The organism is Mesorhizobium sp. WSM3859, assembly GCF_002295065.1.
Taxonomy (GTDB): Bacteria; Pseudomonadota; Alphaproteobacteria; order Rhizobiales; family Rhizobiaceae; genus Mesorhizobium.
In genome coordinates this window covers 175,819-200,023 of sequence record NZ_NSGG01000011.1, presented here as the reverse complement: position 1 = coordinate 200,023, position 24,205 = coordinate 175,819, and the positions used below count along the sequence as shown (strand labels likewise).

23 protein-coding genes are annotated in these 24,205 nt (G+C 64.3%); 17 read left to right on the top strand and 6 right to left on the bottom strand.

Annotated elements, in window-relative coordinates; all coding sequences use genetic code 11:
- Positions 1 to 10: 10 nt before the first annotated feature.
- Complete coding sequence (locus tag CK230_RS22565; RefSeq protein WP_095819345.1) at positions 11 to 637, top strand: TadE/TadG family type IV pilus assembly protein; 627 nt, start codon at positions 11 to 13, stop codon at positions 635 to 637.
- Between the two features lie 3 nt (positions 638 to 640).
- Here CK230_RS22565 and CK230_RS22560 read toward each other — a convergent pair whose 3' ends face one another.
- Entirely contained in the window at positions 641 to 1,579 is a 939-nt protein-coding gene (locus CK230_RS22560; protein WP_095819344.1) for a PhnD/SsuA/transferrin family substrate-binding protein, read from the bottom strand.
- A gap of 132 nt (positions 1,580 to 1,711) precedes the next feature.
- On the opposite strand from CK230_RS22560, the gene CK230_RS22555 reads away from it, so the two are divergent.
- The 11 genes from CK230_RS22555 to CK230_RS22500 all read left to right on the top strand — a co-directional run bounded on the left by CK230_RS22555 (position 1,712) and on the right by CK230_RS22500 (position 13,209).
- Positions 1,712 to 2,950, top strand: a complete 1,239-nt coding sequence (locus CK230_RS22555) for a phosphopentomutase (RefSeq protein ID WP_095819343.1) — start codon at positions 1,712 to 1,714, stop codon at positions 2,948 to 2,950.
- Complete coding sequence (mutM, locus tag CK230_RS22550; RefSeq protein WP_095819342.1) at positions 2,943 to 3,833, top strand: bifunctional DNA-formamidopyrimidine glycosylase/DNA-(apurinic or apyrimidinic site) lyase; 891 nt, start codon at positions 2,943 to 2,945, stop codon at positions 3,831 to 3,833. Before CK230_RS22555 ends, mutM begins: the two co-directional genes overlap by 8 nt.
- 41 nt (positions 3,834 to 3,874) lie before the next feature.
- Complete coding sequence (locus tag CK230_RS22545) at positions 3,875 to 4,648, top strand: enoyl-CoA hydratase (RefSeq protein ID WP_095819341.1); 774 nt, start codon at positions 3,875 to 3,877, stop codon at positions 4,646 to 4,648.
- Between the two features lie 187 nt (positions 4,649 to 4,835).
- Positions 4,836 to 5,102, top strand: coding sequence for a 30S ribosomal protein S20 (rpsT, locus tag CK230_RS22540; protein ID WP_095819340.1), 267 nt, complete (start codon positions 4,836 to 4,838; stop codon positions 5,100 to 5,102).
- Positions 5,103 to 5,944: 842 nt separating this feature from the next.
- A complete protein-coding gene (gene dnaA / locus CK230_RS22535) occupies positions 5,945 to 7,492 on the top strand; it encodes a chromosomal replication initiator protein DnaA (RefSeq protein WP_095819379.1) in 1,548 nt (515 codons plus the stop codon).
- Between the two features lie 200 nt (positions 7,493 to 7,692).
- Entirely contained in the window at positions 7,693 to 8,811 is a 1,119-nt protein-coding gene (gene dnaN, locus CK230_RS22530) for a DNA polymerase III subunit beta (protein ID WP_095819339.1), read from the top strand.
- Positions 8,812 to 9,005: 194 nt separating this feature from the next.
- Positions 9,006 to 10,166, top strand: coding sequence for a DNA replication/repair protein RecF (gene recF, locus CK230_RS22520; RefSeq protein ID WP_095819337.1), 1,161 nt, complete (start codon positions 9,006 to 9,008; stop codon positions 10,164 to 10,166).
- 134 nt (positions 10,167 to 10,300) lie between these two features.
- Entirely contained in the window at positions 10,301 to 11,056 is a 756-nt protein-coding gene (locus tag CK230_RS22515; RefSeq protein WP_095819336.1) for a molybdopterin-synthase adenylyltransferase MoeB, read from the top strand.
- 4 nt (positions 11,057 to 11,060) lie between these two features.
- Entirely contained in the window at positions 11,061 to 11,549 is a 489-nt protein-coding gene (locus CK230_RS22510) for a GNAT family N-acetyltransferase (protein WP_095819335.1), read from the top strand.
- Positions 11,546 to 12,799, top strand: a complete 1,254-nt coding sequence (locus tag CK230_RS22505) for an aconitase X catalytic domain-containing protein (protein ID WP_095819334.1) — start codon at positions 11,546 to 11,548, stop codon at positions 12,797 to 12,799. Before CK230_RS22510 ends, CK230_RS22505 begins: the two co-directional genes overlap by 4 nt.
- A complete protein-coding gene (locus CK230_RS22500; RefSeq protein ID WP_095819333.1) occupies positions 12,796 to 13,209 on the top strand; it encodes a DUF126 domain-containing protein in 414 nt (137 codons plus the stop codon). Before CK230_RS22505 ends, CK230_RS22500 begins: the two co-directional genes overlap by 4 nt.
- A gap of 4 nt (positions 13,210 to 13,213) precedes the next feature.
- Here CK230_RS22500 and CK230_RS22495 read toward each other — a convergent pair whose 3' ends face one another.
- Positions 13,214 to 14,215, bottom strand: a complete 1,002-nt coding sequence (locus tag CK230_RS22495) for a D-glycerate dehydrogenase (protein WP_095819332.1) — start codon at positions 14,213 to 14,215, stop codon at positions 13,214 to 13,216.
- 269 nt (positions 14,216 to 14,484) lie between these two features.
- Here CK230_RS22495 and CK230_RS22490 point away from each other — a divergent pair, with 269 nt between their 5' ends.
- Positions 14,485 to 15,042: an SH3 domain-containing protein gene (locus tag CK230_RS22490; RefSeq protein WP_095819378.1), complete on the top strand. Its 558-nt coding sequence runs from the start codon at positions 14,485 to 14,487 to the stop codon at positions 15,040 to 15,042.
- Positions 15,043 to 15,201: 159 nt separating this feature from the next.
- On the opposite strand, the gene CK230_RS22485 is transcribed toward CK230_RS22490, so the two are convergent.
- Positions 15,202 to 15,588 carry a DUF4260 domain-containing protein gene (locus CK230_RS22485; protein WP_095819331.1) on the bottom strand — a complete coding sequence of 129 codons (387 nt, stop codon included), beginning with the start codon at positions 15,586 to 15,588 and terminating at the stop codon, positions 15,202 to 15,204.
- A gap of 4 nt (positions 15,589 to 15,592) precedes the next feature.
- Positions 15,593 to 16,024 (bottom strand): iron response transcriptional regulator IrrA, encoded by a 432-nt coding sequence (gene irrA, locus CK230_RS22480; RefSeq protein ID WP_095819330.1) that lies wholly within the window; start codon positions 16,022 to 16,024, stop codon positions 15,593 to 15,595.
- A 247-nt stretch (positions 16,025 to 16,271) separates the two neighbouring features.
- Here irrA and fabA point away from each other — a divergent pair, with 247 nt between their 5' ends.
- The 4 genes from fabA to CK230_RS22460 all read left to right on the top strand — a co-directional run bounded on the left by fabA (position 16,272) and on the right by CK230_RS22460 (position 20,605).
- Positions 16,272 to 16,787, top strand: coding sequence for a 3-hydroxyacyl-[acyl-carrier-protein] dehydratase FabA (gene fabA / locus CK230_RS22475; protein WP_095819329.1), 516 nt, complete (start codon positions 16,272 to 16,274; stop codon positions 16,785 to 16,787).
- A gap of 115 nt (positions 16,788 to 16,902) precedes the next feature.
- Positions 16,903 to 18,123 (top strand): beta-ketoacyl-ACP synthase I, encoded by a 1,221-nt coding sequence (gene fabB, locus CK230_RS22470; RefSeq protein WP_095819328.1) that lies wholly within the window; start codon positions 16,903 to 16,905, stop codon positions 18,121 to 18,123.
- A 13-nt stretch (positions 18,124 to 18,136) separates the two neighbouring features.
- Positions 18,137 to 18,949, top strand: a complete 813-nt coding sequence (fabI, locus tag CK230_RS22465) for an enoyl-ACP reductase FabI (RefSeq protein ID WP_095819327.1) — start codon at positions 18,137 to 18,139, stop codon at positions 18,947 to 18,949.
- Between the two features lie 102 nt (positions 18,950 to 19,051).
- Entirely contained in the window at positions 19,052 to 20,605 is a 1,554-nt protein-coding gene (locus CK230_RS22460) for a bifunctional diguanylate cyclase/phosphodiesterase (RefSeq protein WP_095819326.1), read from the top strand.
- Positions 20,606 to 20,691: 86 nt separating this feature from the next.
- On the opposite strand, the gene CK230_RS22455 is transcribed toward CK230_RS22460, so the two are convergent.
- Both CK230_RS22455 and pnp read right to left on the bottom strand, forming a co-directional pair.
- Positions 20,692 to 21,699: a class I SAM-dependent methyltransferase gene (locus CK230_RS22455; protein WP_095819325.1), complete on the bottom strand. Its 1,008-nt coding sequence runs from the start codon at positions 21,697 to 21,699 to the stop codon at positions 20,692 to 20,694.
- Positions 21,700 to 21,769: 70 nt separating this feature from the next.
- Entirely contained in the window at positions 21,770 to 23,920 is a 2,151-nt protein-coding gene (gene pnp, locus CK230_RS22450; RefSeq protein WP_095819324.1) for a polyribonucleotide nucleotidyltransferase, read from the bottom strand.
- Positions 23,921 to 24,205 lie beyond the last annotated feature (285 nt).

Genomic DNA, 24,205 nt, shown 5'->3' with positions numbered 1-24,205 from the left:
GAGGGATAGGATGTACCGTGCGGGGGCACATTGGGGGATTTCGGCCATCGTGGCGCGAGCGAGGCGGTTCGGCCACGATCGGCGCGGCGTCGCCGCGATCGAGTTTGCGTTCATCGCGCCGGTGCTGCTCATCATGTATTTCATCACGATGGAAGCCTCGCAAGCCATCGAGACCAGCAAGAAGGTCAGCCGCATCGGCAGCATGGTGGCCGACCTCGTCACGCAGCAGCAGACGGTCATGAAGGCGAACCTCGATGCCATCATGAAGATCGGCAGCACGACGCTTCTGCCCTACCACCGCTCGGATCCCAAGATCATCATCACCGCCATACAGATGTCGGACGAGGCGTCGCCGACAGTGAAGGTGGTGTGGTCGCGCAAGCTGGTAGGCAGCACCTACAGCGCCGATGCCAAGCCCGGCGACACCACGACTGTCCCGTCGACGCTGAAAATCCGCAACACTTTCCTAATCCGTGTGGAAAGTGATCTCGGCTATACACCGGTCATCGCCTGGAGCGCGACCGATGAAAAAGCGAAATCGTTTGGATTGCTGTCGACCTTCAGCAACATAAACATGAGCGAGACTTATTATCTCAGGCCTCGCCGGAGTCCGACGATCCCTTGCAGCGACTGCTGACGGTCATTCGCGGCCATCCAATGCCTGCCGCACAATGCCCATCGCCATGGCGTAATCCTTGGACGTTGCCGGCACGAAGCCACCGGAATGCGTCGCCTCCAGAAGGTCGTACACATCAGGCGTCTGTGATTTGAGATTGGTCAGAAAGACGGTCAGCCGTCGTTTCGCCTCGGGATCGAGATCGCTGCGGACGGCATGCGGCCCGTAGCGCAACAGGTCGGAGGTCCATAGCACCCTAAGCGATGCCCCGGGGATGCCGGCAGCCTCCAGCCGCGCGACCGTACCGCCGGAATGGGTGGATCGGCCGTCGGCATCGGCGGGCTCCCATCCGAACAGGCCATCCGCATCGCCGTCGCTCAATATCGTCTCGGCCGCCGTGGCCGACGCGGCGCGTGCCAGGAACGGCGAATCCTGGGCAATCTTGACCCCTGCGGCGGAAAGGGCCGCCAGTGGCAGCAGCGCGCCGCCGACATTATCGGCCGGTGCAATCGCGATCCGATGCGAAGCCATGGCCGCAAGATCCTGAAGCCTGCCGTCGCGTGTCACCAGGACGGAGCGGATGCCGACGGCGCCGTCGTCGTCGACCGGCGCCACCAGCGGTTCGACACAGCCGCAGCGCTCCAAGGCCGTGGCATAGGCAAGCGCCGAATAGACCGCGTATTGCACGCGCCCGCTCGCCTGCGCCTCGATCAGCGCCGCATAGTCACGCGCAACGACGAACTCGACCTTCATGCCGAGCGCATTGGCATAGGCTTCGGTCAGACGCGCAAGTCCGGGGACGGTGTTGCCGCCGCCCGGCTCGGCAACGATGCCGATGCGGAATGTGCCGATGTCGTCACGCCAGTCGGCGTGTGCCGGCCATGCGGCGGCGCCGGACGCCAGGAGAGTGGCCGCGCACATTTTCACGGCCTGCCTTGCCGCGGTTTTGCCGCGCCTCGCCATGCTTGCTTTGCTCCCGCCATAGTCACGCCTCATCGCAACTATGGCGCGAAGCGGTTGCGGTTTGGTTTCCGATTTGCCAACGCCGCGAGGGAACCTTATGTCTGGCGACCAGGACTGACAACAATGACACCCATGGCGCGCGCGTTCCTGTTCGTTCTCGATTCTTTCGGCATCGGCGGCGCGGCCGACGCCGAACGCTATGGCGATGCCGGCGCCGACACGTTCGGGCACATCTTCAAGGCCTGCGCCGAAGGCCGCGCCGATCGGGAGGGTCTGCGCAAAGGACCGCTCGCCGTGCCCAACATGATGTCGCTCGGGCTTGGCCGGGCGGCGCAAACCGCGACTGGGCACAGAACCGGCATCGATGCGCCGCTGATCGCCTCGGCCTTCCACGGCGCCGCCCAGGAGGTGTCGAGCGGCAAGGACACGCCGTCGGGCCATTGGGAGATCGCAGGCCTGCCCGTGCGCTTCGACTGGGGTTACTTTCCCGATACCCTGCCGGCGTTCCCGCCCGAGCTGACCGAGAAGATCATCCGTGAAGGCAAGGTGCCGGGCATCCTCGGCAATTGCCATGCGCCGGGAACCGAGATCATCGAACGCTTCGGCGAAGAGCATATCCGCACCGGCAGCCCGATCTGTTACACCTCGGTGGACTCGGTGCTGCAGATCGCCGCGCATGAAACGCATTTCGGCCTGGAGAGGCTTTATGAGCTTTGCCTCACGGTGCGCCGGCTGGTCGATCCACTCAAGATCGGGCGCGTGATCGCGCGGCCTTTCGTGGGCGAGACGCCCGCCACCTTCCAGCGCACCCACAACCGCCGCGACTATGCGGTGCCGCCGCCGGAGGAGACCCTGCTCGACCGGCTGACGGCGCGCGGCAGCAAGGTCATCGCGGTCGGCAAGATCGGCGATATCTTCGCCCATCGCGGCATCTCGCAAGTGCGCAAGGCCGGCGGCAACATGGCGATGTTCGACAAGGCGCTCGGCGCCATGGACGATGCCGGCGAAGGCGACCTGGTCTTCGCCAATTTCGTCGATTTTGACACCGAGTTCGGCCACCGGCGCGATGTCGCCGGCTATGCGGCGGCGCTCGAAGCCTTCGACCGCCGGCTGCCCGAGGCGCTGTCGCGCATCAGGCCTGGCGATCTTCTCATCCTCACAGCCGATCACGGCAACGACCCGACCTGGCGCGGCACCGACCATACGCGTGAGCGCGTTCCGGTGATCGGCATCGGGCCGGGGCTGAAGGGCGGCGACATCGGGCTCAGGCCGACCTTCGCCGATATCGGCGAAACCGTTGCGGATCACCTTGGCCTGGCAGCGGGCCGCCATGGAACATCCTTCCTCGCAACGATAGGCGGCCATGCCTGAGCTGCCCGAAGTCGAGACCGTCCGGCGCGGACTGCAGCCGGTCCTGGAGGGGGCGCGGCTCGTCAAGGTCGAAGCGCGCAGGCCCGACCTTCGCTTTCCTTTTCCCGAACGCTTTTCGGAGCGGCTCACCGGCAAGACCGTGACGGCGCTTGGCCGGCGCGCCAAATATCTGACGATGCATATCGAGGATGGTCCGGTGCTGATCTGCCACCTCGGCATGTCAGGATCAATCCGGGTCGAAACCACTGGGAGCAGCGGCGTCCCCGGCGCCTTCCATCACGAGCGGTCGAAAAGTGCGGCGCACGATCATGTCGTGTTCGACGTCGTCTCGCCGAAGGGCATGCGATCCAGCGTCATCTTCAACGACCCGCGCCGCTTCGGCTTCATGCTGTTTGCCGAAGGCGCGCCGGACACGCATCCGATGCTGGCCGGACTCGGCGTCGAGCCGACCGGCAACGCGCTTGACGGCCCCCTGCTCGCCTCACTGCTCAAGGATCGCAGATCACCGCTCAAGGCGGCGCTGCTCGACCAGCGGCTGATCGCCGGGCTTGGCAATATATATGTGGCGGAGGCCTTGTGGCGGGCCGGCCTGTCGCCGCTGCGCGAAGCCGGTACCATTGCCGGGTCGGCCAAGAGGGCGAAAGAGCAAAGCGGGCGCCTCGCGGAGGCGATCCGCTCGGTCATCGCCGATGCGATCGCCGCCGGAGGCTCCTCGCTGCGTGACTATGTGCAGGCCGATGGATCGCTCGGCTATTTCCAGCATTCCTTCGCGGTCTATGATCGCGAGGGAGAGCCATGTCCGAAACCGGGCTGCCGCGGCCATATCGAGCGCATCGTGCAGAGCGGCCGCTCTACCTTCTATTGCCGCACCTGTCAGCGGTGAGCTAGACCGGTCTCTCCAAGAGAAGCGAGGAGACGTACGCCATGACCTATGAAACCATTCTCGCAGAGACACGCGGCAAGGTCGGGCTGATCACGCTGAACCGGCCCAAGGCGCTCAATGCGCTGAATTCGCAGGTCCTTGCGGAGGTGGTGGCGGCGGCGGGTGCGTTCAACGCCGATGCGGGGATCGGCGCGATGGTGCTCACCGGCTCGGAAAAGGCGTTCGCCGCCGGCGCCGACATCAAGGAAATGCAGGCGATCTCCTTCGCCGACGCCTACACGCAGGATTTCTTCGTCGGCTGGGAGGAATTCACGCGCATGCGCAAGCCCATCGTCGCGGCGGTCGCGGGCTATGCGCTCGGCGGCGGCTGCGAACTGGCCATGATGTGCGACTTCATCATCGCCGGCGACAATGCCAAGTTCGGCCAGCCCGAAATCACGCTCGGCGTCATGCCGGGCATGGGCGGCTCGCAGCGGCTGACCCGATTCGTCGGCAAGTCCAAGGCGATGGACATGTGCCTGACCGGCCGGATGATGGACGCGGCCGAGGCCGAGCGCTGCGGACTGGTGTCGCGGGTGGTCCCGGTCGCCGAACTGCTCGACGAGGCGCTGAAGGCAGCGGCGAAGATCGCCGAGTTCTCGCTGCCGTCGGTCATGATGACCAAGGAAGCCGTCAACCGCGCCTACGAGACGACGCTCGCCGAAGGGCTACGCTTCGAGCGCCGGCTGTTCCATTCGCTGTTTGCGCTCGACGACCAGAAAGAAGGCATGGCCGCCTTCGTCGAAAAGCGGAAGCCGAATTTCACCAACCGCTAGGCGCGTGGGCCAAGTGGCCGCGATTTTGCGGGACACGACATCGAGGCCCAAAAAGACCGCAAAGCGGCGTTGACGCGTCGGAAAAGCTGAACTATAAGCCGCACCAACCGAGGCGGCCCGTGGCTGCCCGTTTGTTTTTTGCGCCCTGCGACATCGCTGGCGTTCACCAGATCAGAAGAGAGGCATCATGGCCAATACTTCCTCGGCCAAAAAGGCTACGCGCAAGATCGCCCGCCGCGCTGCGGTCAACAAGAACCGCCGCTCGCGCGTCCGCAGCTATGTCCGCAAGGTCGAAGAGGCGCTGGCCGCCGGCGACAAGGCCGCTGCGGTGGAAGCCTTCAAGGCTGCCGAACCGGAATTGATGCGCGCCGCCACCAAGGGCGTCGTCCACAAGAACACGGCTTCCCGCAAGGTTTCGCGGCTGGCCCAGCGGGTCAAGACGCTGTCGGCCTGACCGACTCCCTCTTTCACTCCGTCGATATTGAACCCGGCCGTACAGGCCGGGTTTTTTCGTTTGCCGGCAAGTACTTAAAAAGTTTGCCCGGAAGCTGCACTTGTGAGGCGATTCAAATGCCGGTAATGTTTTGCCGGCATATACAGTGCCGCTTATATCTGCGCGCCTCCGCTGCGGCAGCTGCCCAAATTCCCCTGTCAGAAATTCTGCATTTTTTTCAAAGGCTTACACGCGGTCATCCACAGCTTATTCAACGCGCGGTCGGACGGCGGGGGAGAAGTAGCTGTCAAGAGAATTATTTCAGAATATTTCGTTTCGGGCGGCCTTTTTCATATTCGCCGGAAAAGGGTTTGAATCACAATGGCTTTGTCAAAACGTGTCGTGGCGGCACCCGAATTCAAGCCCCTTCCGGTAACCAGATTCGTTAAAAAACCGTTAGATGTGGCCTTGCCCTATCCACAGCGATTTCGGTAATGTCCATCCATCGAAGGGACGGGCTCTAGCCCCTGACCCAGCCTGAATCGGCCAGCACAAAATGGCAGAATTCATGACGTGGAGCAATTCCGCGCGTGGCTTGGTTTGTCTCTTCGGTGCGGTAGGGGACTGGCGTAATTGTACATTGGCGGTCGATGTCTCGCCGGCGTTTTCGCCGGAGGGTGGCGTATTGCCTTGTCTTTGTCGAAAGCCGGCGCGCGGAGCCGGCGGCTGGTCCTTTGCGCGAGTTGCGACGACCGTTTGCCGGCGGCGGCATCGGCAGCGCAGCGAATGAGGTCGCCGGACCAAGGATGCAGGAGGCGCATCCCCGGCGGGAAAAGGGTACGAGAAGACAAGGAACTTTGATCATGCAGGGCGGCATCGAGAGGGAAATAGCGGGCGAGCTCCCATTTTCAGCAACTTTTGTCGGAGGGGACGACGTGGCGGCATCCAACGACGCGGAACAGAGGTTCGAGCGGGTCAAGACCCAGCTGAAGGCGCGTCTCGGGGCCGAGGTCTATTCGAGTTGGTTTGGTCGCATGAAGGTCGCCGAGGCCTCCCGCGGCATTGTCCGCATCTCGGTGCCGACCGCCTTCCTGCGGTCATGGATCAACGGCCACTATCTTGAGCTTATCGCGGAGCTGTGGCGGCATGAGGATCCCGACGTCCTCAAGATCGAGATCGTCGTGCGCACCGCGACGCGCCAGGGGCGCAACCATGTCGAGCCGGAAATCGTGCCGGCCCGCAAGATGACCAGGCAGACGCACACCGCGCTCGCCAACGGCACCGCGAGCGCCGGACGCGTGGAACAACGGGCACCGGCGCCCCGCCAGGGCGCACCCGTGGAACCGGAGTTCCGCCACAATGTTCTGGGGTCGCCGCTCGACCCGCGCTACACATTCGCCTCCTTCATCGAGGGACCGTCCAACAGGGTGGCCTTCGCGGCGGCGAGAGCCGTGGCGGAATCGCAGTCGAGCGCGGTGCGTTTCAACCCGCTTTTCCTGCATGCCACCGTCGGACTCGGCAAGACGCACCTCTTGCAGGCGATCGCGGCGGAATCGCTTCGGCACAATCCGAAATCGCGCGTCGTCTATCTGACGGCGGAGTATTTCATGTGGCGCTTCGCCACCGCGATCCGCGACAACAACGCGCTGACGCTGAAAGAGCAGCTTCGCGACATCGATCTGCTGATCATCGACGACATGCAGTTCTTGCAGGGCAAGTCGATCCAGCACGAATTCTGCCACCTCATCAACATGCTGCTCGACAGCGCCAAGCAGGTGGTGGTGGCGGCCGACCGGCCGCCGTCGGAACTGGAATCGCTGGAGCCGCGCGTGCGTTCGCGCCTCAATGGCGGCGTGGCGCTGGAAATGTCGGCGCCGGATTTCGCCATGCGGCTCGGCATGCTGAAGCTGCGCCGCGGCACCGCCAAGACCGATGACACCTCGCTCGACATCTCGGACGAGATCCTGGAGCATGTCGCCCGTACCGTCACCGGCAGCGGGCGCGAGCTTGAAGGCGCCTTCAACCAGCTTCTGTTTCGCCAGTCCTTCGAGCCGCAGATCACGATCGACCGCATCGACGAGATCCTCGGCCACATCTATCGCTCGGGCGAGCCGAAGCGGGTGCGCATCGAGGACATCCAGCGCATCGTGGCGCGCCACTACAACGTGTCGAAGACGGAGCTTCTGTCCAACCGGCGCACGCGCACCATCGTCAAGCCGCGGCAGGTGGCCATGTACCTGTCGAAAGTGATGACGCCGCGCTCGCTGCCGGAGATCGGGCGGCGTTTCGGCGGCCGCGACCACACGACCGTGCTGCATGCCGTGCGCAAGATCGAGGATCTCTCGGGCGGCGACAACACGCTGGCGCAGGAGCTCGAACTGCTCAGAAGGCTGATCAACGACCAGGCCTGAGGCAATGCGAAAATGGCCGGCGACCCGCATCGCCGGCTTTATCCCCAGAAAGCCCGCGCAACCGGCCGGAACCGGTGCCGCGGGCTTGCCTTCGCAGGCTTTTTACTGTCAGCTTACTGAGATTCTGGAAGCCTTTCAGGGCTTTCGCGGGATGCCGCCTGACGGTGACCCGTTCATTCATTGAAGCGAGCCTGTTCGTCATGCGTGTTATCCTGGAACGGTCAAATCTCCTGAAGTCCCTCAACCACGTCCACCGCGTGGTCGAGCGGCGCAACACCATCCCGATCCTCTCCAACGTGCTGCTCAGCGCCGAGGGCGCGAGCCTCGAGATGAAGGCGACCGACCTCGACCTCGAGGTGACGGAGGCGACACCAGCCAAGGTCGAGCGTGGCGGCGCGACGACGGTGCCGGCGCATCTGCTCTACGACATCGTGCGCAAGCTTTCCGATGGCGCAGAGGTGATGCTGAAGACGGACGAGGACGGCAACGCGATGACCGTCACCTCGGGACGTTCGAGCTTCCGCCTGCAGTGCCTGCCGCAATCCGACTTCCCGGAGCTTTCTGCCGGCTCGTTCTCGCATATCTTCCGGCTGGAATCGGCGGCGCTGAAGGGGCTAATCGACAAGACCCAGTTCGCCATCTCGACAGAGGAAACGCGCTACTACCTCAACGGTATCTACCTGCACGCCGTTGAGGTCGGCGGCAAGCTGAAGCTGCGCTCGGTCGCCACCGACGGACACCGCCTGGCGCGCGCCGAGATCGACGCGCCGGCCGGTTCGGAAGGCATGCCGGGCATCATTATTCCGCGCAAGACAGTGAGCGAGCTGCAGAAGCTGGTGGACGACCCCGATGTCGCGGTGACCACGGAACTGTCGGACACAAAGATCCGCTTCACCATCGGCAGCGTCGTTTTGACGTCGAAGCTGATCGACGGCACCTTCCCCGATTATCAGCGCGTCATCCCGACCGGAAACGACAAGAAGCTGATCATCGACCGCCAGAGCTTCGCAGCCGCGGTGGACCGCGTTTCGACCATTTCCTCGGAACGCGGCCGGGCCGTGAAGCTGTCGATCAATGACGGCCAGCTCACGCTCGCGGTCAACAATCCGGATTCGGGGAGCGCCACCGAGGAACTGGCGGCCGACTATTCGTCGGATCCGATCGAGATCGGCTTCAACGCCAAATACCTGCTCGACGTGGCGGCCCAGCTCACCGGGTCGGAGGCCAAGTTCATGCTGGCGGATGCCGGCTCGCCGACGCTGATCCACGACATGGCCGACGAAACCGCGCTCTACGTGCTGATGCCGATGCGGGTCTAGGTCTCTTGTCGACGCAATTCCGGACGGAATACCGCCGTGCACTTTTCCTGGAATTGCGCTTTTGTCTGTCGCAATTCCGGACGGAAAACCGCCGTGCACTTTTCCTGGAATTGCGCTCTTGTCTGTCGCAATTCCGGACGGAAAACCGCCGTGCACTTTTCCTGGAATTGCTCCAGCGGGCCTGATGTGTCGCCGTGACCGCGGATGCGAAACAGCTTCGGCAGCAAAGCTATATAAGTAAGTTAACGCTTACTAATTTCCGCAACTATGCGGCGCTTTCGCTCGATCTTGCGCCCGGCGCGGTGGTGCTGTCGGGCGACAATGGCGCCGGCAAGACCAATCTCCTGGAAGCGATCTCGTTCCTGACGCCTGGCAGGGGGCTGCGCCGCGCGCCTTATGCGGATGTAGCGCGCGAAGGCGGCGATGGCGGCTTCGCCCTGCATGCGCGCAGCGAGGGACCGGAAGGACAGGTCGAGATCGGTACCGGCATTTCCGGCGGCGACGCCGCCGGCGAAGGCGGCAGGAAGGTGCGGATCAACGGCGCGCCGGCGCGGTCGGCCGAGGAGATGCTGGAATGGCTTAGGGTCGTCTGGCTGACGCCGGCGATGGACGGGCTGTTTCCCGGGCCGGCGGCGGACCGCCGCCGCTTCCTCGACCGGCTGGTGCTGGCGATCGATCCAGGCCATGGCCAGCGCACGCTAGACTATGAGAAGGCCATGCGCGGACGTAACCGTTTGCTTACCGAAGGCTCGCGGGACAGCTCCTGGTTCGACGCGATCGAGACGCAGATGGCCGAAACCGGCGTGGCGATCGCCGCGGCGCGGGCCGAGCTGGTGCGGCTGCTTGCCGCCATGATCGCCAGATTGCCCGGCAGCGGCCCGTTTCCGCAGGCCGACATCAGCCTCGCGGGCGACCTGGAGGGCGCGCTCGGCAGCGCACCGGCGGTCGATATCGAGGAGCGGTATCGTGCCGCTCTTGCCAATGGTCGTGAGCGCGACCGCGCCGCCGGCCGCACGCTGGACGGCCCGCACCGCTCCGACCTCGTGGTGCGGCACCGGCCCAAGTCGATGCCGGCGGAACTTTGCTCGACCGGCGAGCAGAAGGCGCTGCTGGTCGGCATCGTGCTGTCGCATGCCAGGCTGACAGGCGAGATGTCGGGCCTGACGCCGATCCTGCTGCTGGACGAGATCGCCGCGCATCTCGATGCACGCCGGCGCGCGGCTCTGTTCTCCATCCTCGAGGAGCTCAACTGCCAGGCCTTCATGACGGGCACGGATGCCGCCCTGTTTTCGAGCCTCGCCAGCCAGGCGCAGTTCCTCACGGTCCATCATGGCAGCGTCGAGCCGACCGGCTAGCCGGTGAAGCTATTTCGGCACTGCGCCACGAGGCTTTGCCTTGCGTCATGCCAAACCTTTGCCTCGTCATGTGGACCACAAGGCTTTGCCTTGCGCTTACTGACAAGGCTCTGCGCCAGCGATAAAGTCCAGCCATGACCGATGCCGCCCTCACCGACGAAGAGCTCGAACGCTATGCCCGGCACATCGTGCTGCCCGAGATCGGCGGGCCGGGCCAGCAGAAGCTGAAACGGGCGCGGGTGCTGGTGATCGGCGCCGGCGGGCTCGGCGCTCCGGTGCTCGAATATCTTGCCGCCGCCGGCGTCGGCACGCTCGGCATCGTCGATGACGACACGGTTTCCCTGTCCAACCTGCAGCGGCAGGTGATCCATGGCAGCGACACGATCGGCCTGGCCAAGACCGACAGCGCCGCCGCAGCGATCATGCGCATCAACTCCAACGTCACGGTGGAAGCGCACCGCCTGAGGCTGACGGAGGAGAACGCCCCTGCCCTCGTCGCCCGTTACGATATCGTTGTCGACGGCTCCGACAATTTCGAGACGCGCTACGCGGTCGCCGATGCCTGCGCCAGCGAGAAGAAACCCCTGGTGACCGCCGCCGTCGGCCGTTTCGACGGCTCGGTGACGGTGCTGAAACCGTTCGAGACTGGCGCCGACGGCAGGCGCAATCCGAGCTATCGCGACCTGTTCCCGGAAGCCCCGCCCGAAGGGCTGGTGCCGTCCTGCGCCGTTGCCGGCATCGTCGGGGCGCTGACGGGCGTCATCGGTGCGCTGGAGGCGATGGAGGCGATCAAGCTGATCACCGGCATAGGAGAGCCGCTCATCGGCAGGCTGCTGCTCTATGACGGGCTCACGGCCCGCTTCGACACCATCCGCTACAAGGCCGTCTGAGCGCATGGACCAGACCGTCGGCATCTCCATAATCGGCCTTCCCGCGGATTTCGACCGATGGGGCGACTTGCTCGCGCTGATTCGCCGCGCCTTTGCCTCTATGGACGGCGTCATCGACCCGCCATCCTCAGCACATCTTCTGAGCGCCGACAGCCTTGCCGAGAAAGCGAAGAAGGAGACGGGGTTTCTGGCCGTCGAGAACGACCGCATCGTCGGCTGCGTCTTCGCGCTGGAGCGGGCGCGGGATTTCTATGTCGGCAAGCTCGCGGTCGAACCAGCGCTCCAGGGTCAAGGCGTCGGAGCCCGGCTGATGCAAGGGGTCGAGGATCTTACCCGCGAACGCGGCAAGGATGCGATCGAGTTGCAGACCCGCATCGAACTGACCGCGAACCATGCAACCTTCGCCCGGCTCGGCTTTCGCGAGACCGGGCGCACGGCGCATGCGGGGTATGACAGGCCGACCTCAATCACCATGCGCAAGGTGCTAACTTGAGCCTTTCATTTAGCCCGGAAGAACAGGCGATCGCCGCTGGCCAGGACGGCGCGAGCATGGCGATGCGCATCGTCGCCGAAAGCGCCAGGCTGCTCGGCGCGCCGCGACTCATCCCGATCGCGTCCGCGCATATCGACGGGGCGCTCTATCACGGCGATTCCGGCACGTTGTTTGCCGAGAAACTGGTCGAAGGCGGCGCGAAGGTCGCGGTGCGCTCGACGCTCAATGTCGGAGCGCTCGACCTGATGGGCTGCTCGCGCATTCGTCTCGAAGAGCCGCAGCGCGGCATGGCGCGGCGGATGATGGAGGCCTATCGCAAGCTCGGCTGCGAGCAGAGCTGGACCTGCGCGCCCTATCAGGCCGGACACAGGCCAGCACTCGGCAGCGACGTGGCCTGGGGCGAGTCCAACGCGGTCGTCTTCTGCAACTCGGTGCTGGGCGCGCGCACCAACCGCTATGGCGATTTTCTCGACATTGCCTGCGCCATTGTCGGCCGCGCCCCGGATTACGGGCTGCACCGGCCCGAGAATCGCCGGGGGCGGCTCATTTTCGATGTCTCGTGCCTGTCGCCTTCCTTCCTTGCCTCGGAGATCGCCTGGCCTGTCCTGGGCAGCCTCTACGGCCGCGAGGTCGGCAACGCGATCGGTGTCGTCACGGGCGTGGCCGGTCATCCCGGCGAGGACGCGCTGAAAGCCTTCGGCGCGGCGGCCGCATCGTCCGGCGCGGTCGGCCTGTTCCACATCGCCGGCGTCACGCCCGAGGCTCCCGACGTCGCAACCATTCTGGCCGGACCGGAGCCGGAGGCGGTGATCCGCGTGACGCCTCAGATGGTTGCCAAGGCGCGCGCCGGCTTGTCCACCGCGGCGGCGGCCAAGACGATCGATGCGGTGGCAATCGGCAGCCCGCATTTGTCAGCCATCGAATTCGACAGCCTGGAGCGACTGATCGCTGGACGGCGGCTAGCCGTGCCGATCTATGCCTGCACCGGCCGTCACGCGCTTGCCTCGCTAGACAAGGACGGCCGGCGCAAAAGGCTCGAGGCCAGCGGCGTGGTCATCGTCGCCGACACATGCGTGGTGGTGACGCCGATCATGCCAGACATCGGCAATGGCGTGCTGATGACCAATTCGGGCAAGTTCGCGCATTACGCGCCGGGCAACACCGGCTATGCGGTGCTCTACGCCTCGCTCGCCGACTGCGTCGAAAGCGCAGTCCTCGGCAGACCGGTCTTCACGGATATCGCCGCATGAGCGCAGCAGCCGAGATCTTGGTGCCGGGCAGAGCGGGCGAAGGCGAGGCGCTGGTGCTGACGGCGCCAATCAGCTTCTGGGGCGGCGTCAACCCGAAGACGGGCCGCATCGCCGATGTCCGCCATCCGCAGCATGGCGAGGTCATTGCAGGCAAAGTGCTGTTCCTGCCGGGCACGATCGGCTCATCATCGGCTTCGGCGGTACTGATGGAGTTGGTCCACAACGGCCGCGCGCCGGCGGCCCTGGTGCTGCACGAGCCGGACGCCATCCTGCTGCTCGGCCTGATCGTCGCCCGCGAGATGAGCTGGGAAACGCCAATCGCGGTGCGGCTCGACCGCGGCGCGTTCGATGCCTACCGCGGAGGCGCGGTAAGCGTCGGCGCGGACGGCGCGGTTGCCGTGGCCGTTTAGGCCTTCAGGCCCTCAGCGGCAGAACGCGGTCCGGCGGGCGGTGGCCGTCGAAGAAGGCGCGGATGTTGATGATCACCTTCTCGCCCATGTCGATGCGGCCCTCGAGCGTGGCCGAGCCCATATGCGGCAGAAGCACCACCTTGCCCTTGGCCGCAAGCTTCAACAGCTTGGTGTTCAGCGCCGGCTCGTGCTCATAGACGTCGAGCCCGGCGCCGGCGATCTTGCCGTCGTGGATCAGCTTGATCAGCGCTTCCTCGTCGATGATGTCGCCGCGCGCGGTGTTGACGAGGTAGGCCGAAGGCTGCATCAGCGCCAGCCGACGGCCGGATAAAAGGTGGAACGTCGCCGGCGTCGAGGGACAATTGACGGAGATGATGTCCATGCGGGCCAGCATCTGGTCGAGGCTTTCCCAATAGGTTGCCTCAAGCTCCTCCTCGACCGCCGGCAGCACCCGGTGCCGGTTGTGGTAGTGGATCGAGAGGCCGAAGGCCTTGGCCCGCCTGGCGACGGCCGTGCCGATGCGGCCCATGCCGACGATGCCGAGACGTTTGCCCCAGATGCGCCGGCCGAGCATCCAGGTCGGCGACCAGCCGGCCCATTTCTTCTCGCCCGTCAGCACATTGGCGCCTTCGGCGAGCCGGCGCGGCACGGCAAGCATCAGCGCCAGGGTCATGTCGGCGGTGTCTTCGGTCAGCACATTCGGCGTGTTGGTGACGGTGATGCCTTTCTTGGCGGCCGCCGCGACGTCGATCTTGTCGACGCCGTTGCCGAAATTGGCGATCAGCTTCAGGTTTTCGCCGGCCTGGGCGATCAGCGCCGCGTCGATGTGGTCGGTGATGGTGGGAACCAGCACGTCGGCTTCCTTGACCGCCGCCACCAGCTCAGGCTGGGTCATCGGCCGGTCCTCGACATTCAGCCTTGCGTCGAACAGCTCGCGCATGCGGGTCTCGACAGGGTCGGGCAGCTTGCGCGTGATGACGACGAGGGGCCGTTTTTTGCCTGGCATTTTATCCCCGAAGCTTCCTCGATCAGGATGACGTTTCGTTGAATCGTCATCCTGATCCTACTCTTTTTTGGAGCATGATCTTTTCCGAAAACCTGTTCCCGCTTTTCGGGATCATGCTCTCGAAACCGATCTCGTTGAGACCTCTTTAACCAAGACCGGCGAAACTTGTAGCCAGTCGCGGCATCAGCCCACTCCTGTAACAAGCGGTGCCGCCGAAGACAAAGAAAAAGGGGCGCTCATCCGACGGACCGGCGCCGAAAGGAACGAAAGTGTCTGGTTTCGCGTCGCTTCGCCTGGCCTTCAGCGCAGCCATCCTTGGCGCCCTCCTTTGCGCGCCGCAGGCATTCGCGCAAAGCGCGGCCGCGCCGGCACAAACCATAACGCTTGGCCCGAGCGGCCTGCCGCTGCCGCGCTTCGTCAGCCTGAAACCGGCCCGCGTCAATTCGCGCGTCGGCCCCGGCGCCAATTATTCCGTCAACTGGATGTACATGAAGGCCGGCCTGCCGATGGAAGTCATCCAGGAATTCGACACCTGGCGCCGCGTGCGCGATGCCGACGGCTCGGAAGGCTGGATCAACCAGTCGCTGCTCTCCGGCCGTCGCACCGCCATCGTCGCGCCCTGGCAGCGTGGCAAGGGCGGGCAGGTGAACCTGCTTGACGAGCCCGACAAGGATGCCGGCGTCATCGCCATCATCGAGCCGGGCGTGATCGGCTCGATCAAGAAATGCGACGGCCAATGGTGCGAAATGACCTTTGACGGCCACACCGGCTGGATGGCCCAGTCGCAGGTCTGGGGCGCCTATCCGGGCGAGAAGTTCAAGAACTAAGGTCCGTGTCGATATTCAGGTGAGGCCGGCCTACGGCGCTTCCCGCCTTCGCCGGCCGAAGCCTCATAAGTGTTTCCGCCGATGCAGGCTACGGCCGGCGAAGGCCGGTTTTCGCAAACCATCATTCTCGACTCGGCCTGACCTGAATCTCGATACGCCTCAGTCGGTCGCGCCGCTGCGGTCGCGGCCGATGCGGCCGAGATGCGTATCCTGGAAGCCTGTCGGCAGCTTCAGCCCATAACCCAGGGCGCGGTCGATCGCGATATGCGCTATCCAGATCAGCGCCACGGCGGTCGTGAGCGGGCCGGCGAGCAACGCGCCCGCGAGCAGAAGGACGAGCGGGGCAATCAGGATATGCAAGGCGTTGTAGGTAACGGCGCCGACGCGCGGCCCGGCGAGGTAGCCCAGCATCGACAGGTCCGGCGCCAGGATAAGCAGCGCAAACAGCCACCAGGAAAAGCCGGCCAGTGCGTAGCAAACGACGGCCAAGGCGGCGACGGTGCCCCACTCAAACCGGACGATCAGGTCGACGGGCCGCGTCGCCACGAGATCAGTCGCCGCGCTTCGGGCGAAGCCTCACGACGATGTCGACATTGGCGATCTCCATGCCCTCCGGCGGTGCCGGCAGGTTGGAGATGGTGACCGGTCCGCTTTCGATGTCGAAAATCCGGTTCTCGCCCTCGACGTAGAAGTGATGATGGTCGGAGGTGTTGGTGTCGAAATAGGTTTTCGAGCCTTCGACCGCCAGGATGCGCAACAGGCCGGCCTCCGTGAACTGATGGAGCGCGTTATAGACCGTCGCCAGCGAAACCGGCACACCGGCGGCGATCGCCTCCTCATGCAGTTCCTCGGCCGAAAGGTGGCGGTCGCCCTTGGCGAAAAGCAGATCGGCCAGCGCGATGCGCTGGCGCGTCGGCCTCAGGCCGGCTTCGCGAACCCGCTTGTCCACAGCGACATTTTCCTTCCGGTAGCCCGAATCCATCTCTTCGCTTCGAAGCTTGTTGCCCAGCCCACCAACAGGTCCAGAGTGGCAAAAAGACGTCGAAAGCCAAAACCGGACATCAGCCGACATATATTCTGTAGTCTGAATGCGATCAATAGCGCGCATTGACCCGGGCAGGCGCACGGGGTAAGCGCAAACGCCGGTTTCCGGCCGCAAACAGAGTGTGTTAGGAAACCAACGACAAGGGCGCCCTGCCGCCCGCGAAGAACACGGGGACGGAAATTTGATGGCGGATCAAAAGTCCAGCTACGATTACGAGGAACTGCTCACCTGCGCCCGCGGCGACCTGTTCGGGCCAGGCAACGCCCAGCTGCCCTACCCACCTATGCTGATGTTCGACCGCATCACCGAGATCAGCGAGACCGGCGGCGCTTTCGACAAGGGCTTCATCCGCGCCGAATTCGACATCAAGCCGGACCTGTGGTTCTTCGCCTGCCACTTCATCGGCAATCCGATCATGCCGGGCTGCCTCGGCCTCGACGCGATGTGGCAGTTGACCGGTTTCTATCTCGGCTGGCTGGGCGAACCCGGCAAGGGCATGGCGCTCTCGACCGGCGAGGTGAAGTTCAAGGGCATGGTGACGCCGTCGGTGAAGAAGGTCGAGTACGGCGTCGACTTCAAGCGCGTGATGCGCGGCCGGCTGGTGCTCGGCATCGCCGACGGCTGGCTTAAGGCGGATGGCGAACCCATATACGCCGCCACGGATCTGAAGGTCGGCTTGTCCAAGCAGTCGGCCGCCTGACCGTTTTTCGCCACGGCGTCCGCGTACCCATGGGCGCCACGTCAGTTTATTTGCGTATGATCACAGGTGAAAACCGGCTAGGTTTTCCGCCCGGATACGCCGGAAGGAGTTGCGAATGAGACGGGTCGTAGTGACAGGGCTCGGCATTGTGTCGTCGATCGGCAACAATGCCAACGAGGTGCAGAGCTCGCTTTACGATGCCAAATCCGGCATCAGCTTTTCCAATTCCTTCGCCGAGCACGGCTTCCGCTGCCAGGTCTGGGGCGCGCCGACGCTCGATCCCACCCCGATGATCGATCGCCGCGCCATGCGCTTCCTGAGCCAGGGCGCGGCTTGGAACCACGTCGCCATGGACCAGGCGATCGCCGATGCGGGCTTAAGCGAAAGCGATATCACCAATGAGCGGACGGGCATCGTGATGGGGTCCGGCGGCCCGTCGACCCGGACCATCGTCGAAGCGGCCGAAACCACGATCAAGAACAACAGCCCCAAGCGCATCGGTCCATTCGCCGTGCCGAAGGCGATGTCGTCGACGGCATCGGCCACCCTGGCCACATGGTTCAAGATCCACGGCGTCAACTATTCGATCTCATCGGCCTGCTCGACCTCGGCGCATTGCATCGGCAATGCCTACGAACTGATCCAGTGGGGCAAGCAGGACGTGATGTTCGCCGGCGGACACGAAGACCTGGACTGGACGATGTCGGACCTGTTCGACGCCATGGGCGCCATGTCGTCGAAGTTTAACGACAAGGCATCGGCCGCTTCGCGCGCCTATGACGTCAACCGCGACGGTTTCGTCATCGCCGGCGGCGCCGGCGTGCTGGTGCTGGAAGAACTGGAGCACGCCAAGGCGCGCGGCGCCAAGATCTATGCCGAAATCGTTGGCTACGGCGCGACCTCCGACGGCTATGACATGGTCGCGCCTTCGGGAGAAGGCGCCATCCGCTGCATGCGGCAGGCGCTTACCACCGTCTCGACCCCGGTCGACTACATCAACACCCACGGCACCTCGACGCCGGTCGGCGATTCCAAGGAAATGGGCGCCATCCGCGAGGTGTTCGGCGACAAGATGCCCTACATCACCTCGACCAAGTCGCTCACCGGCCACTCGCTGGGCGCGGCCGGCGTGCAGGAGTCGATCTATTCTATCCTGATGATGCAGGGCGGCTTCATCGGCGAGAGCGCCCATATCGACGAACTCGATCCGGAATTCGAGGGCATGCCGATCGTGCGCAAGCGCATCGACAACGCCAAGATCGACACCGTTTTGTCCAATTCCTTCGGTTTCGGTGGCACCAACGCAACGCTGATTTTCCAGCGCTATTCCGCATAAGGATCTGCCGCACATGGAAGGGTTGATGAAGGGCAAGCGCGGGCTTGTCATGGGGGTCGCCAACGATCACTCGATCGCCTGGGGCATCGCCAAGAAATTGTCCGAGCACGGGGCGGAGCTTGCCTTCACCTACCAGGGCGATGCCTTCGGGCGGCGGGTCAAGCCGCTGGCCGAGAAGCTCGGCGCTTCGCTCGTCGTGCCATGCGATGTCGAGGACAGCGCCTCGGTCACCGCGACTTTCGAGACCCTCGGCAAGGCCTGGGGCGGGCTGGACTTCGTGGTGCACGCCATCGGCTTTTCCGACAAGAACGAGCTCAAGGGCCTCTATGCGGACACCAGCCGCGACAATTTCGTGCGCACCATGGTGATCTCCTGCTATTCCTTCACCGAGGTCGCCCGCAATGCCGCCGCGCTGATGGGCAATGGCGGCTCGATGATCACGCTCACCTATGCAGGGTCGGTGCGGGTGATGCCGAACTACAATGTCATGGGCGTCGCCAAGGCCGGGCTCGAGGCCAGCGTGCGCTATCTTGCCAATGACTACGGGCCGCGCGGCATCAGGGTGAACGGCATCTCGGCCGGACCGGTGCGCACGCTGGCCGGCTCGGGCGTTTCCGACGCCCGCCATATGTTCTCCTATCAGCAGCGCAATTCGCCTCTGCGGCGCACCGTGACCCTCGACGAAGTCGGCGGCGCGGCGCTTTACCTGCTCTCCGATCTTTCGTCGGGTGTTACCGGCGAGATCCATTATGTGGATTCCGGTTATCACATCGTTTCGATGCCGTCGCTGGAGGAGCTGAAGCAGAACGACGGTGGTCGCGAATAGTTCGCTAAGGCAAAGAGTATTTTCCAGTAAAATTGGATGCATCGGCGGAAACTCATTTTAAGGAGATTTCCGCTATAAGGCCCCTTAATCCAGGGACCTTGCATGTCTGCAGTCAGTAACCCGAAGCGAACACCGCTGTTCCGGCTGATCACCATCGCCAGCTCCGGCATGGGCAGTTTCATCCTCGGATTATGGGGGCTGCGGTTCGGCTTCGGCGACGGCATGGCCGGCATGCCGGCCGAGACGATGATCGGCGCCATTGCCGCGCTGTGCGCGCTTGCCGCCGGTGGCGCGGCGATGTCGTTCTTCGCCGGCGTCGATGAATCGGTGGCCTATGTCGTCAAGGAAACCCATTTCGACAAGCTGACGGGACTTCTGTCGCGCCAGGCCATGGTCGGCAAGATAGCCGATGCCGCCTCGGAGACGATCCGAACCGGCGAGCCGGTGTTCCTGATCGACATCGACATCGACCGCTTCAAGCAGATCAACGACGCCATCGGCTACAGCCATGGCGACGACCTTGTCCGCGCCTTCACCAGCAGGCTGAAGGAGAGCATGCCGAAAGATGCGGTGATCGGGCGGATCGGCGCCGGCGAGTTCGGAGTGCTGCTGCCGGACCGCGACATCAGTGGTTCGATCGAGCGGCTCATCGAGAAGCTCATCAACGAAATGATGGAACCCTATCAGTTGCAGAGCCACCTGCAGTCGGTCAGCCTGTCCGTCGGCATCGTGGCGATGCCGAAGGACGGCGTCGACCCGGTCCAGGTCCTGCGCCGCTCGAATCTGGCGCTGCAGAATGCGCGGGCCAGCGGCGTCGGCAACTGGTCTGTCTTCCACGCCGACATGGGCCGCGTGGCCGACTATCGGCAATGGATCGAGTCGGAGCTGAAGACCGCTTTCGACCGCGGCGACTTCAGCCTCCACTACCAGCCGCAGCTCAATCTGCCGAGTGGTCGTGTCGTCGGCTACGAGGCGCTTATCCGCTGGAAGCACCCGGAACGTGGCATGATCCCGCCGATGGAGTTCATTCCGATCGCCGAGGAAACCGGCATGATCAACCCGATCGGCGAATGGGTGCTGCGCAAGGCCTGCAGCGATGCCAAGCATCTGCCGCAGGACTGCTTCGTCGCCGTCAACATCTCGCCGGTCCAGTTCATGACCAGGGATTTCGTCGGCATCGTGCGCGAGGTGATGGAATCGACCGGCATCAAGCCGTCGCGGCTGGAGCTCGAGGTCACCGAGACGGCGATGATGCAGGATCGCGACCGCGCCGCCACGATCCTGAAGCAGCTTGCCGAGATGGGGATTTCGGTGGCCGTCGACGATTTCGGCACCGGCTATTCCAATTTGAGCTACCTGATCGACTTCTCCTTCGGCAAGCTGAAGATCGACCGTTCCTTCGTCAGCCGCATCGACACCGACTCCAGTTCCGGCGCGATCGTCTCGACCATTGTCGGTCTATCGCGGGCGCTGGGTGTCGGCATCATCGCCGAAGGCGTGGAGACCGAGAACCAGGCCACGCTGCTCAGGGCCGCGGGCTGTGAGGTGGTCCAGGGCTATCTGTTCGGCCGGCCGGCGCCGCTCACGGTCGAGCTCGGCGAAGCGCGATCCGCTTTCGACGCGCGCGAGCCCGCCCGCATCGTCAGCCTGCAGTAGAGCGCTTTCTCCCGGCGCAATTCCGAACGGAAGGCTACGGCGAAGCCGCCGAGCCTAACCGCAGCACACTTTTCCTGGAATTGCTTTCAGCGCCGCGCCGAAAACACCTTGAACATGCCGTCGCGGGCGATCTCGGCATGGCTGGCAAAGGCCGCGGACAGCACCTGTTCATAAGGAAGCTGGCGGTTGGCGACCATGAACAGGCGGCCGCCCGGCTTCAGCGCCTTCGACGCCGCGCGGATGATGCCGGCGCCGATGCCGGGCTCTGCCGCGCGGCCGCTGTGGAACGGCGGGTTCATGACGATCGCGTCGTAGCGCCGTTCGACCGCCTCGGTGAGAAGATCGATCCAGAAAAGGCGGGGCTCGATGGCGCCATGGACATTCAGCCTGGCCGCTTCCAGGGCATCGAAATCCGCTTCATGGAGATCGAGCGCGGTGAGACCGTGCGAGCGCTGCAGGACTTCCATCGCCAGGTAACCCCAGCCGGCACAGAAATCGGCGACATTGCCTCTGAGATCGTCGGGCAGGTTCGCGGCGAGCAGTTTTGAACCGGCGTCGACTCGGTCAAAAGAGAACATGCCAGGCGTGGTCTTGAAGCCGCCTTCGACGACCAGGTCGGGGTTGCCGGCGCGCAGCCTTGCGGCCATCTCCGGGCCGGTCCGACGGAACCAGAAGGCCACGCCGTGATGTTTCGGAAGATGGCCGTCGAGCGGCGCCAGCGCGTTGATCCGCTTGCGCAGGCTATCGGTGCCGTCGTCCTTGCCGCCCGCAACCGCGATCAGCGCGCCCGGCGCGACGCGCTCGATGGCCTCGGCGATGCGCAACTCATTTTGCCCGCGATGCCGCCCGGCGAGCACGAGAGCCATGTCATAGCCCTCGCCTTCCGCGCGCGGCATCACATCATGGCCTGAGGCCTGCAAGGCGCGGAAATGCGGTCGGAAGCCTTGCACGAGGTGCAGCGCCGCATCGAAGCCTTCAGGCAAGCGGAAGCCGGGTTCGGCGCCCAGAAACAGGACGCGGGCATCCTTTCGCGGCAGAGGCAGCGCCTCGGCCTCGAAAGGGTAGAACAGCGTCTTCAATGGCTCCGCGGTCATTCATCTGCTCGTGAAACAAAACGGGCGCGACCTCGCGGCGCGCCCGTCTTAAACTATCCAGCCAGACCGATCAGGCGGCGTCTTCCTCGCCTTCGGCCTTCTTCTTGTCCTGGACGATTTCCTTGCCGGTCGCCTGGTCGACGACCTTCATCGACAGGCGAACCTTGCCGCGCTCGTCGAAGCCCATCAGCTTGACCCAAACCTTGTCGCCTTCCTTGACGACGTCGGAGGTCTTGGCGACGCGCTCATTGGCGAGCTGCGAGATGTGGACCAGACCGTCACGCGGGCCGAAGAAGTTGACGAAGGCGCCGAAGTCCGCCGTCTTGACGACGGTGCCTTCGTAGATCTCTCCGACTTCCGGTTCGGCGACGATGGTGTGGATCCACTTCTTCGCCGCCTCGATCTCCTTGGCGTTCGCCGAAGCGATCTTGACCGTGCCGTCGTCCTCGATGTTGATCTTGGCGCCGGTCTTCTCGACGATCTCGCGGATCACCTTGCCGCCGGAGCCGATGACATCGCGGATCTTGTCGGTCGGGATGTGCATGACCTCGATGCGCGGCGCGAACTCGCCGAGCTCGGCGCGGGCGCCCGACAGCGCATGCGCCATCTCGCCGAGGATATGCAGGCGGCCGTCCTTGGCCTGGGCAAGCGCGATGCCCATGATCTCCTCGGTGATGCCATCGATCTTGATGTCCATCTGCAGCGAGGTGACGCCGTTGGCGGTGCCGGCGACCTTGAAGTCCATGTCGCCGAGGTGGTCCTCGTCACCGAGGATGTCGGAGAGCACCGCGAAGCGCTCGCCTTCCTTGATCAGGCCCATGGCGATGCCTGCGACCGGCTTTGCCAGCGGCACGCCGGCATCCATCAGCGCCAGCGAGGTGCCGCAGACGGTGGCCATCGAGGACGAGCCGTTGGATTCGGTGATCTCCGAAACAACGCGCAGCGTGTAGGGGAACTGCTCCGCGCTCGGCAGCATCGGGCGGATGGCGCGCCAGGCGAGCTTGCCATGGCCGATTTCGCGGCGGCCCGGCGAGCCCATGCGGCCGGTCTCACCGACGGAATAGGGCGGGAAGTTGTAGTGAAGGAGGAACTTCTCCTTGTACATGCCGGTCAGCGAATCGACATACTGCTCGTCTTCGCCGGTGCCGAGCGTGGCAACGACCAGCGCCTGGGTCTCGCCGCGGGTGAACAGCGCCGAACCATGGGTGCGCGCCAGGACGCCAACTTCGGAGACGATCTTGCGGACCGTCTTCAGGTCGCGGCCGTCGATGCGCGAGCCGGTGTCGAGGATGTTCCAGCGCACGACCTTGGCCTGGAGCTCCTTGAACACCGAGCCGATCTGCTCGGAAGTGTGCTTGGCCTCTTCGCCTTCGGCCGGCGCGAACGCGGCCTTGACCTTTGCCTTGACGACGTCGACGGCGGCGTAGCGCTTCTGCTTGTCGGTGATCTTGTAGGCCTCGCGCAGCTCATCGCCGACGATCTTCAGCATCTCGGCTTCGAGGGCGGAGTAATCCGGCGCCGTGAAGTCGCGCGGCTCCTTGGCGGCGACCTCGGCCAGCTTGATGATCGCCTCGATCACCGGCTGGAAGCTCTTGTGGCCGAACACGACTGCGCCGAGCATCAGGTCCTCGGAGAGTTCCTTGGCCTCGGATTCGACCATCAGCACAGCGTCGGCGGTACCGGCGACGACGAGGTCGAGCTTGGATTCCTGCATCTCGTCGATGTGCGGGTTGAGCACATATTCGCCGTTGATGTAGCCGACGCGGGCACCGCCGATCGGGCCCATGAAGGGCACGCCCGAAAGCGTCAGCGCGGCGGAGGTGGCGACGATCGACAGGATGTCCGGATCATTCTCGAGATCATGCTGGACGACGGTGACAACGATCTGGGTGTCGTTCTTGTAGCCGTCGGCGAAAAGCGGGCGGATGGGGCGATCGATCAGGCGGGAAACCAGCGTTTCCTTTTCGCTCGGACGGCCCTCGCGCTTGAAATAGCCGCCAGGGATCTTGCCGGCGGCGTAGGTCTTTTCCTGGTAGTTGACGGTGAGCGGGAAGAAATCGAGGCCGGGCTTCGGCTCCTTCATCGAGACGACGGTGGCCAGAACCACGGTCTCGCCATAGGTGGCGAGCACCGCGCCGTCAGCCTGGCGCGCGATCTTGCCGGTCTCCAGAATGAGCGGACGGCCGCCCCATTCGATTTCCACTTTGTGATGATTGAACATATCTTGTCCTTCATATGCGGAAAGGGCCGCACCGTCTCGACGGTCGCGGGTTCTCCCTTTCCTGGCTTCCTTCGGGCAGCCACGGGCAAGACAACGGGAAGCTCGACAGATCCGGCTCAAGGCCGAGCGAGCATCCTGCAATCCTGCCCCATGACCGTCCATGGGCGGTTCCGGATAGCCCTCTGCAAGTCCGGAACCCGATTGGCCGATTGGTCGGCCGGCCTTGCGCATGACGCCGGAAACCGCTGTCTCCGGAACGCGCCACGCGCGGAGGGAAATTTCCTT

Bases quoted from the DNA above. Each gene is read 5' to 3' on its own strand.
- CK230_RS22565 (WP_095819345.1), top strand. From the start codon at position 11: ATGTACCGTGCGGGGGCACATTGGGGGATTTCGGCCATCGTGGCGCGA.
- CK230_RS22560 (WP_095819344.1), bottom strand. From the start codon at position 1,579: ATGGCGAGGCGCGGCAAAACCGCGGCAAGGCAGGCCGTGAAAATGTGC.
- CK230_RS22555 (WP_095819343.1), top strand. From the start codon at position 1,712: ATGGCGCGCGCGTTCCTGTTCGTTCTCGATTCTTTCGGCATCGGCGGC.
- mutM (WP_095819342.1), top strand. From the start codon at position 2,943: ATGCCTGAGCTGCCCGAAGTCGAGACCGTCCGGCGCGGACTGCAGCCG.
- CK230_RS22545 (WP_095819341.1), top strand. From the start codon at position 3,875: ATGACCTATGAAACCATTCTCGCAGAGACACGCGGCAAGGTCGGGCTG.
- rpsT (WP_095819340.1), top strand. From the start codon at position 4,836: ATGGCCAATACTTCCTCGGCCAAAAAGGCTACGCGCAAGATCGCCCGC.
- dnaA (WP_095819379.1), top strand. From the start codon at position 5,945: ATGCAGGGCGGCATCGAGAGGGAAATAGCGGGCGAGCTCCCATTTTCA.
- dnaN (WP_095819339.1), top strand. From the start codon at position 7,693: ATGCGTGTTATCCTGGAACGGTCAAATCTCCTGAAGTCCCTCAACCAC.
- CK230_RS22515 (WP_095819336.1), top strand. From the start codon at position 10,301: ATGACCGATGCCGCCCTCACCGACGAAGAGCTCGAACGCTATGCCCGG.
- CK230_RS22510 (WP_095819335.1), top strand. From the start codon at position 11,061: ATGGACCAGACCGTCGGCATCTCCATAATCGGCCTTCCCGCGGATTTC.
- CK230_RS22500 (WP_095819333.1), top strand. From the start codon at position 12,796: ATGAGCGCAGCAGCCGAGATCTTGGTGCCGGGCAGAGCGGGCGAAGGC.
- CK230_RS22495 (WP_095819332.1), bottom strand. From the start codon at position 14,215: ATGCCAGGCAAAAAACGGCCCCTCGTCGTCATCACGCGCAAGCTGCCC.
- irrA (WP_095819330.1), bottom strand. From the start codon at position 16,024: ATGGATTCGGGCTACCGGAAGGAAAATGTCGCTGTGGACAAGCGGGTT.
- fabA (WP_095819329.1), top strand. From the start codon at position 16,272: ATGGCGGATCAAAAGTCCAGCTACGATTACGAGGAACTGCTCACCTGC.
- fabB (WP_095819328.1), top strand. From the start codon at position 16,903: ATGAGACGGGTCGTAGTGACAGGGCTCGGCATTGTGTCGTCGATCGGC.
- fabI (WP_095819327.1), top strand. From the start codon at position 18,137: ATGGAAGGGTTGATGAAGGGCAAGCGCGGGCTTGTCATGGGGGTCGCC.
- CK230_RS22460 (WP_095819326.1), top strand. From the start codon at position 19,052: ATGTCTGCAGTCAGTAACCCGAAGCGAACACCGCTGTTCCGGCTGATC.
- CK230_RS22455 (WP_095819325.1), bottom strand. From the start codon at position 21,699: ATGACCGCGGAGCCATTGAAGACGCTGTTCTACCCTTTCGAGGCCGAG.
- pnp (WP_095819324.1), bottom strand. From the start codon at position 23,920: ATGTTCAATCATCACAAAGTGGAAATCGAATGGGGCGGCCGTCCGCTC.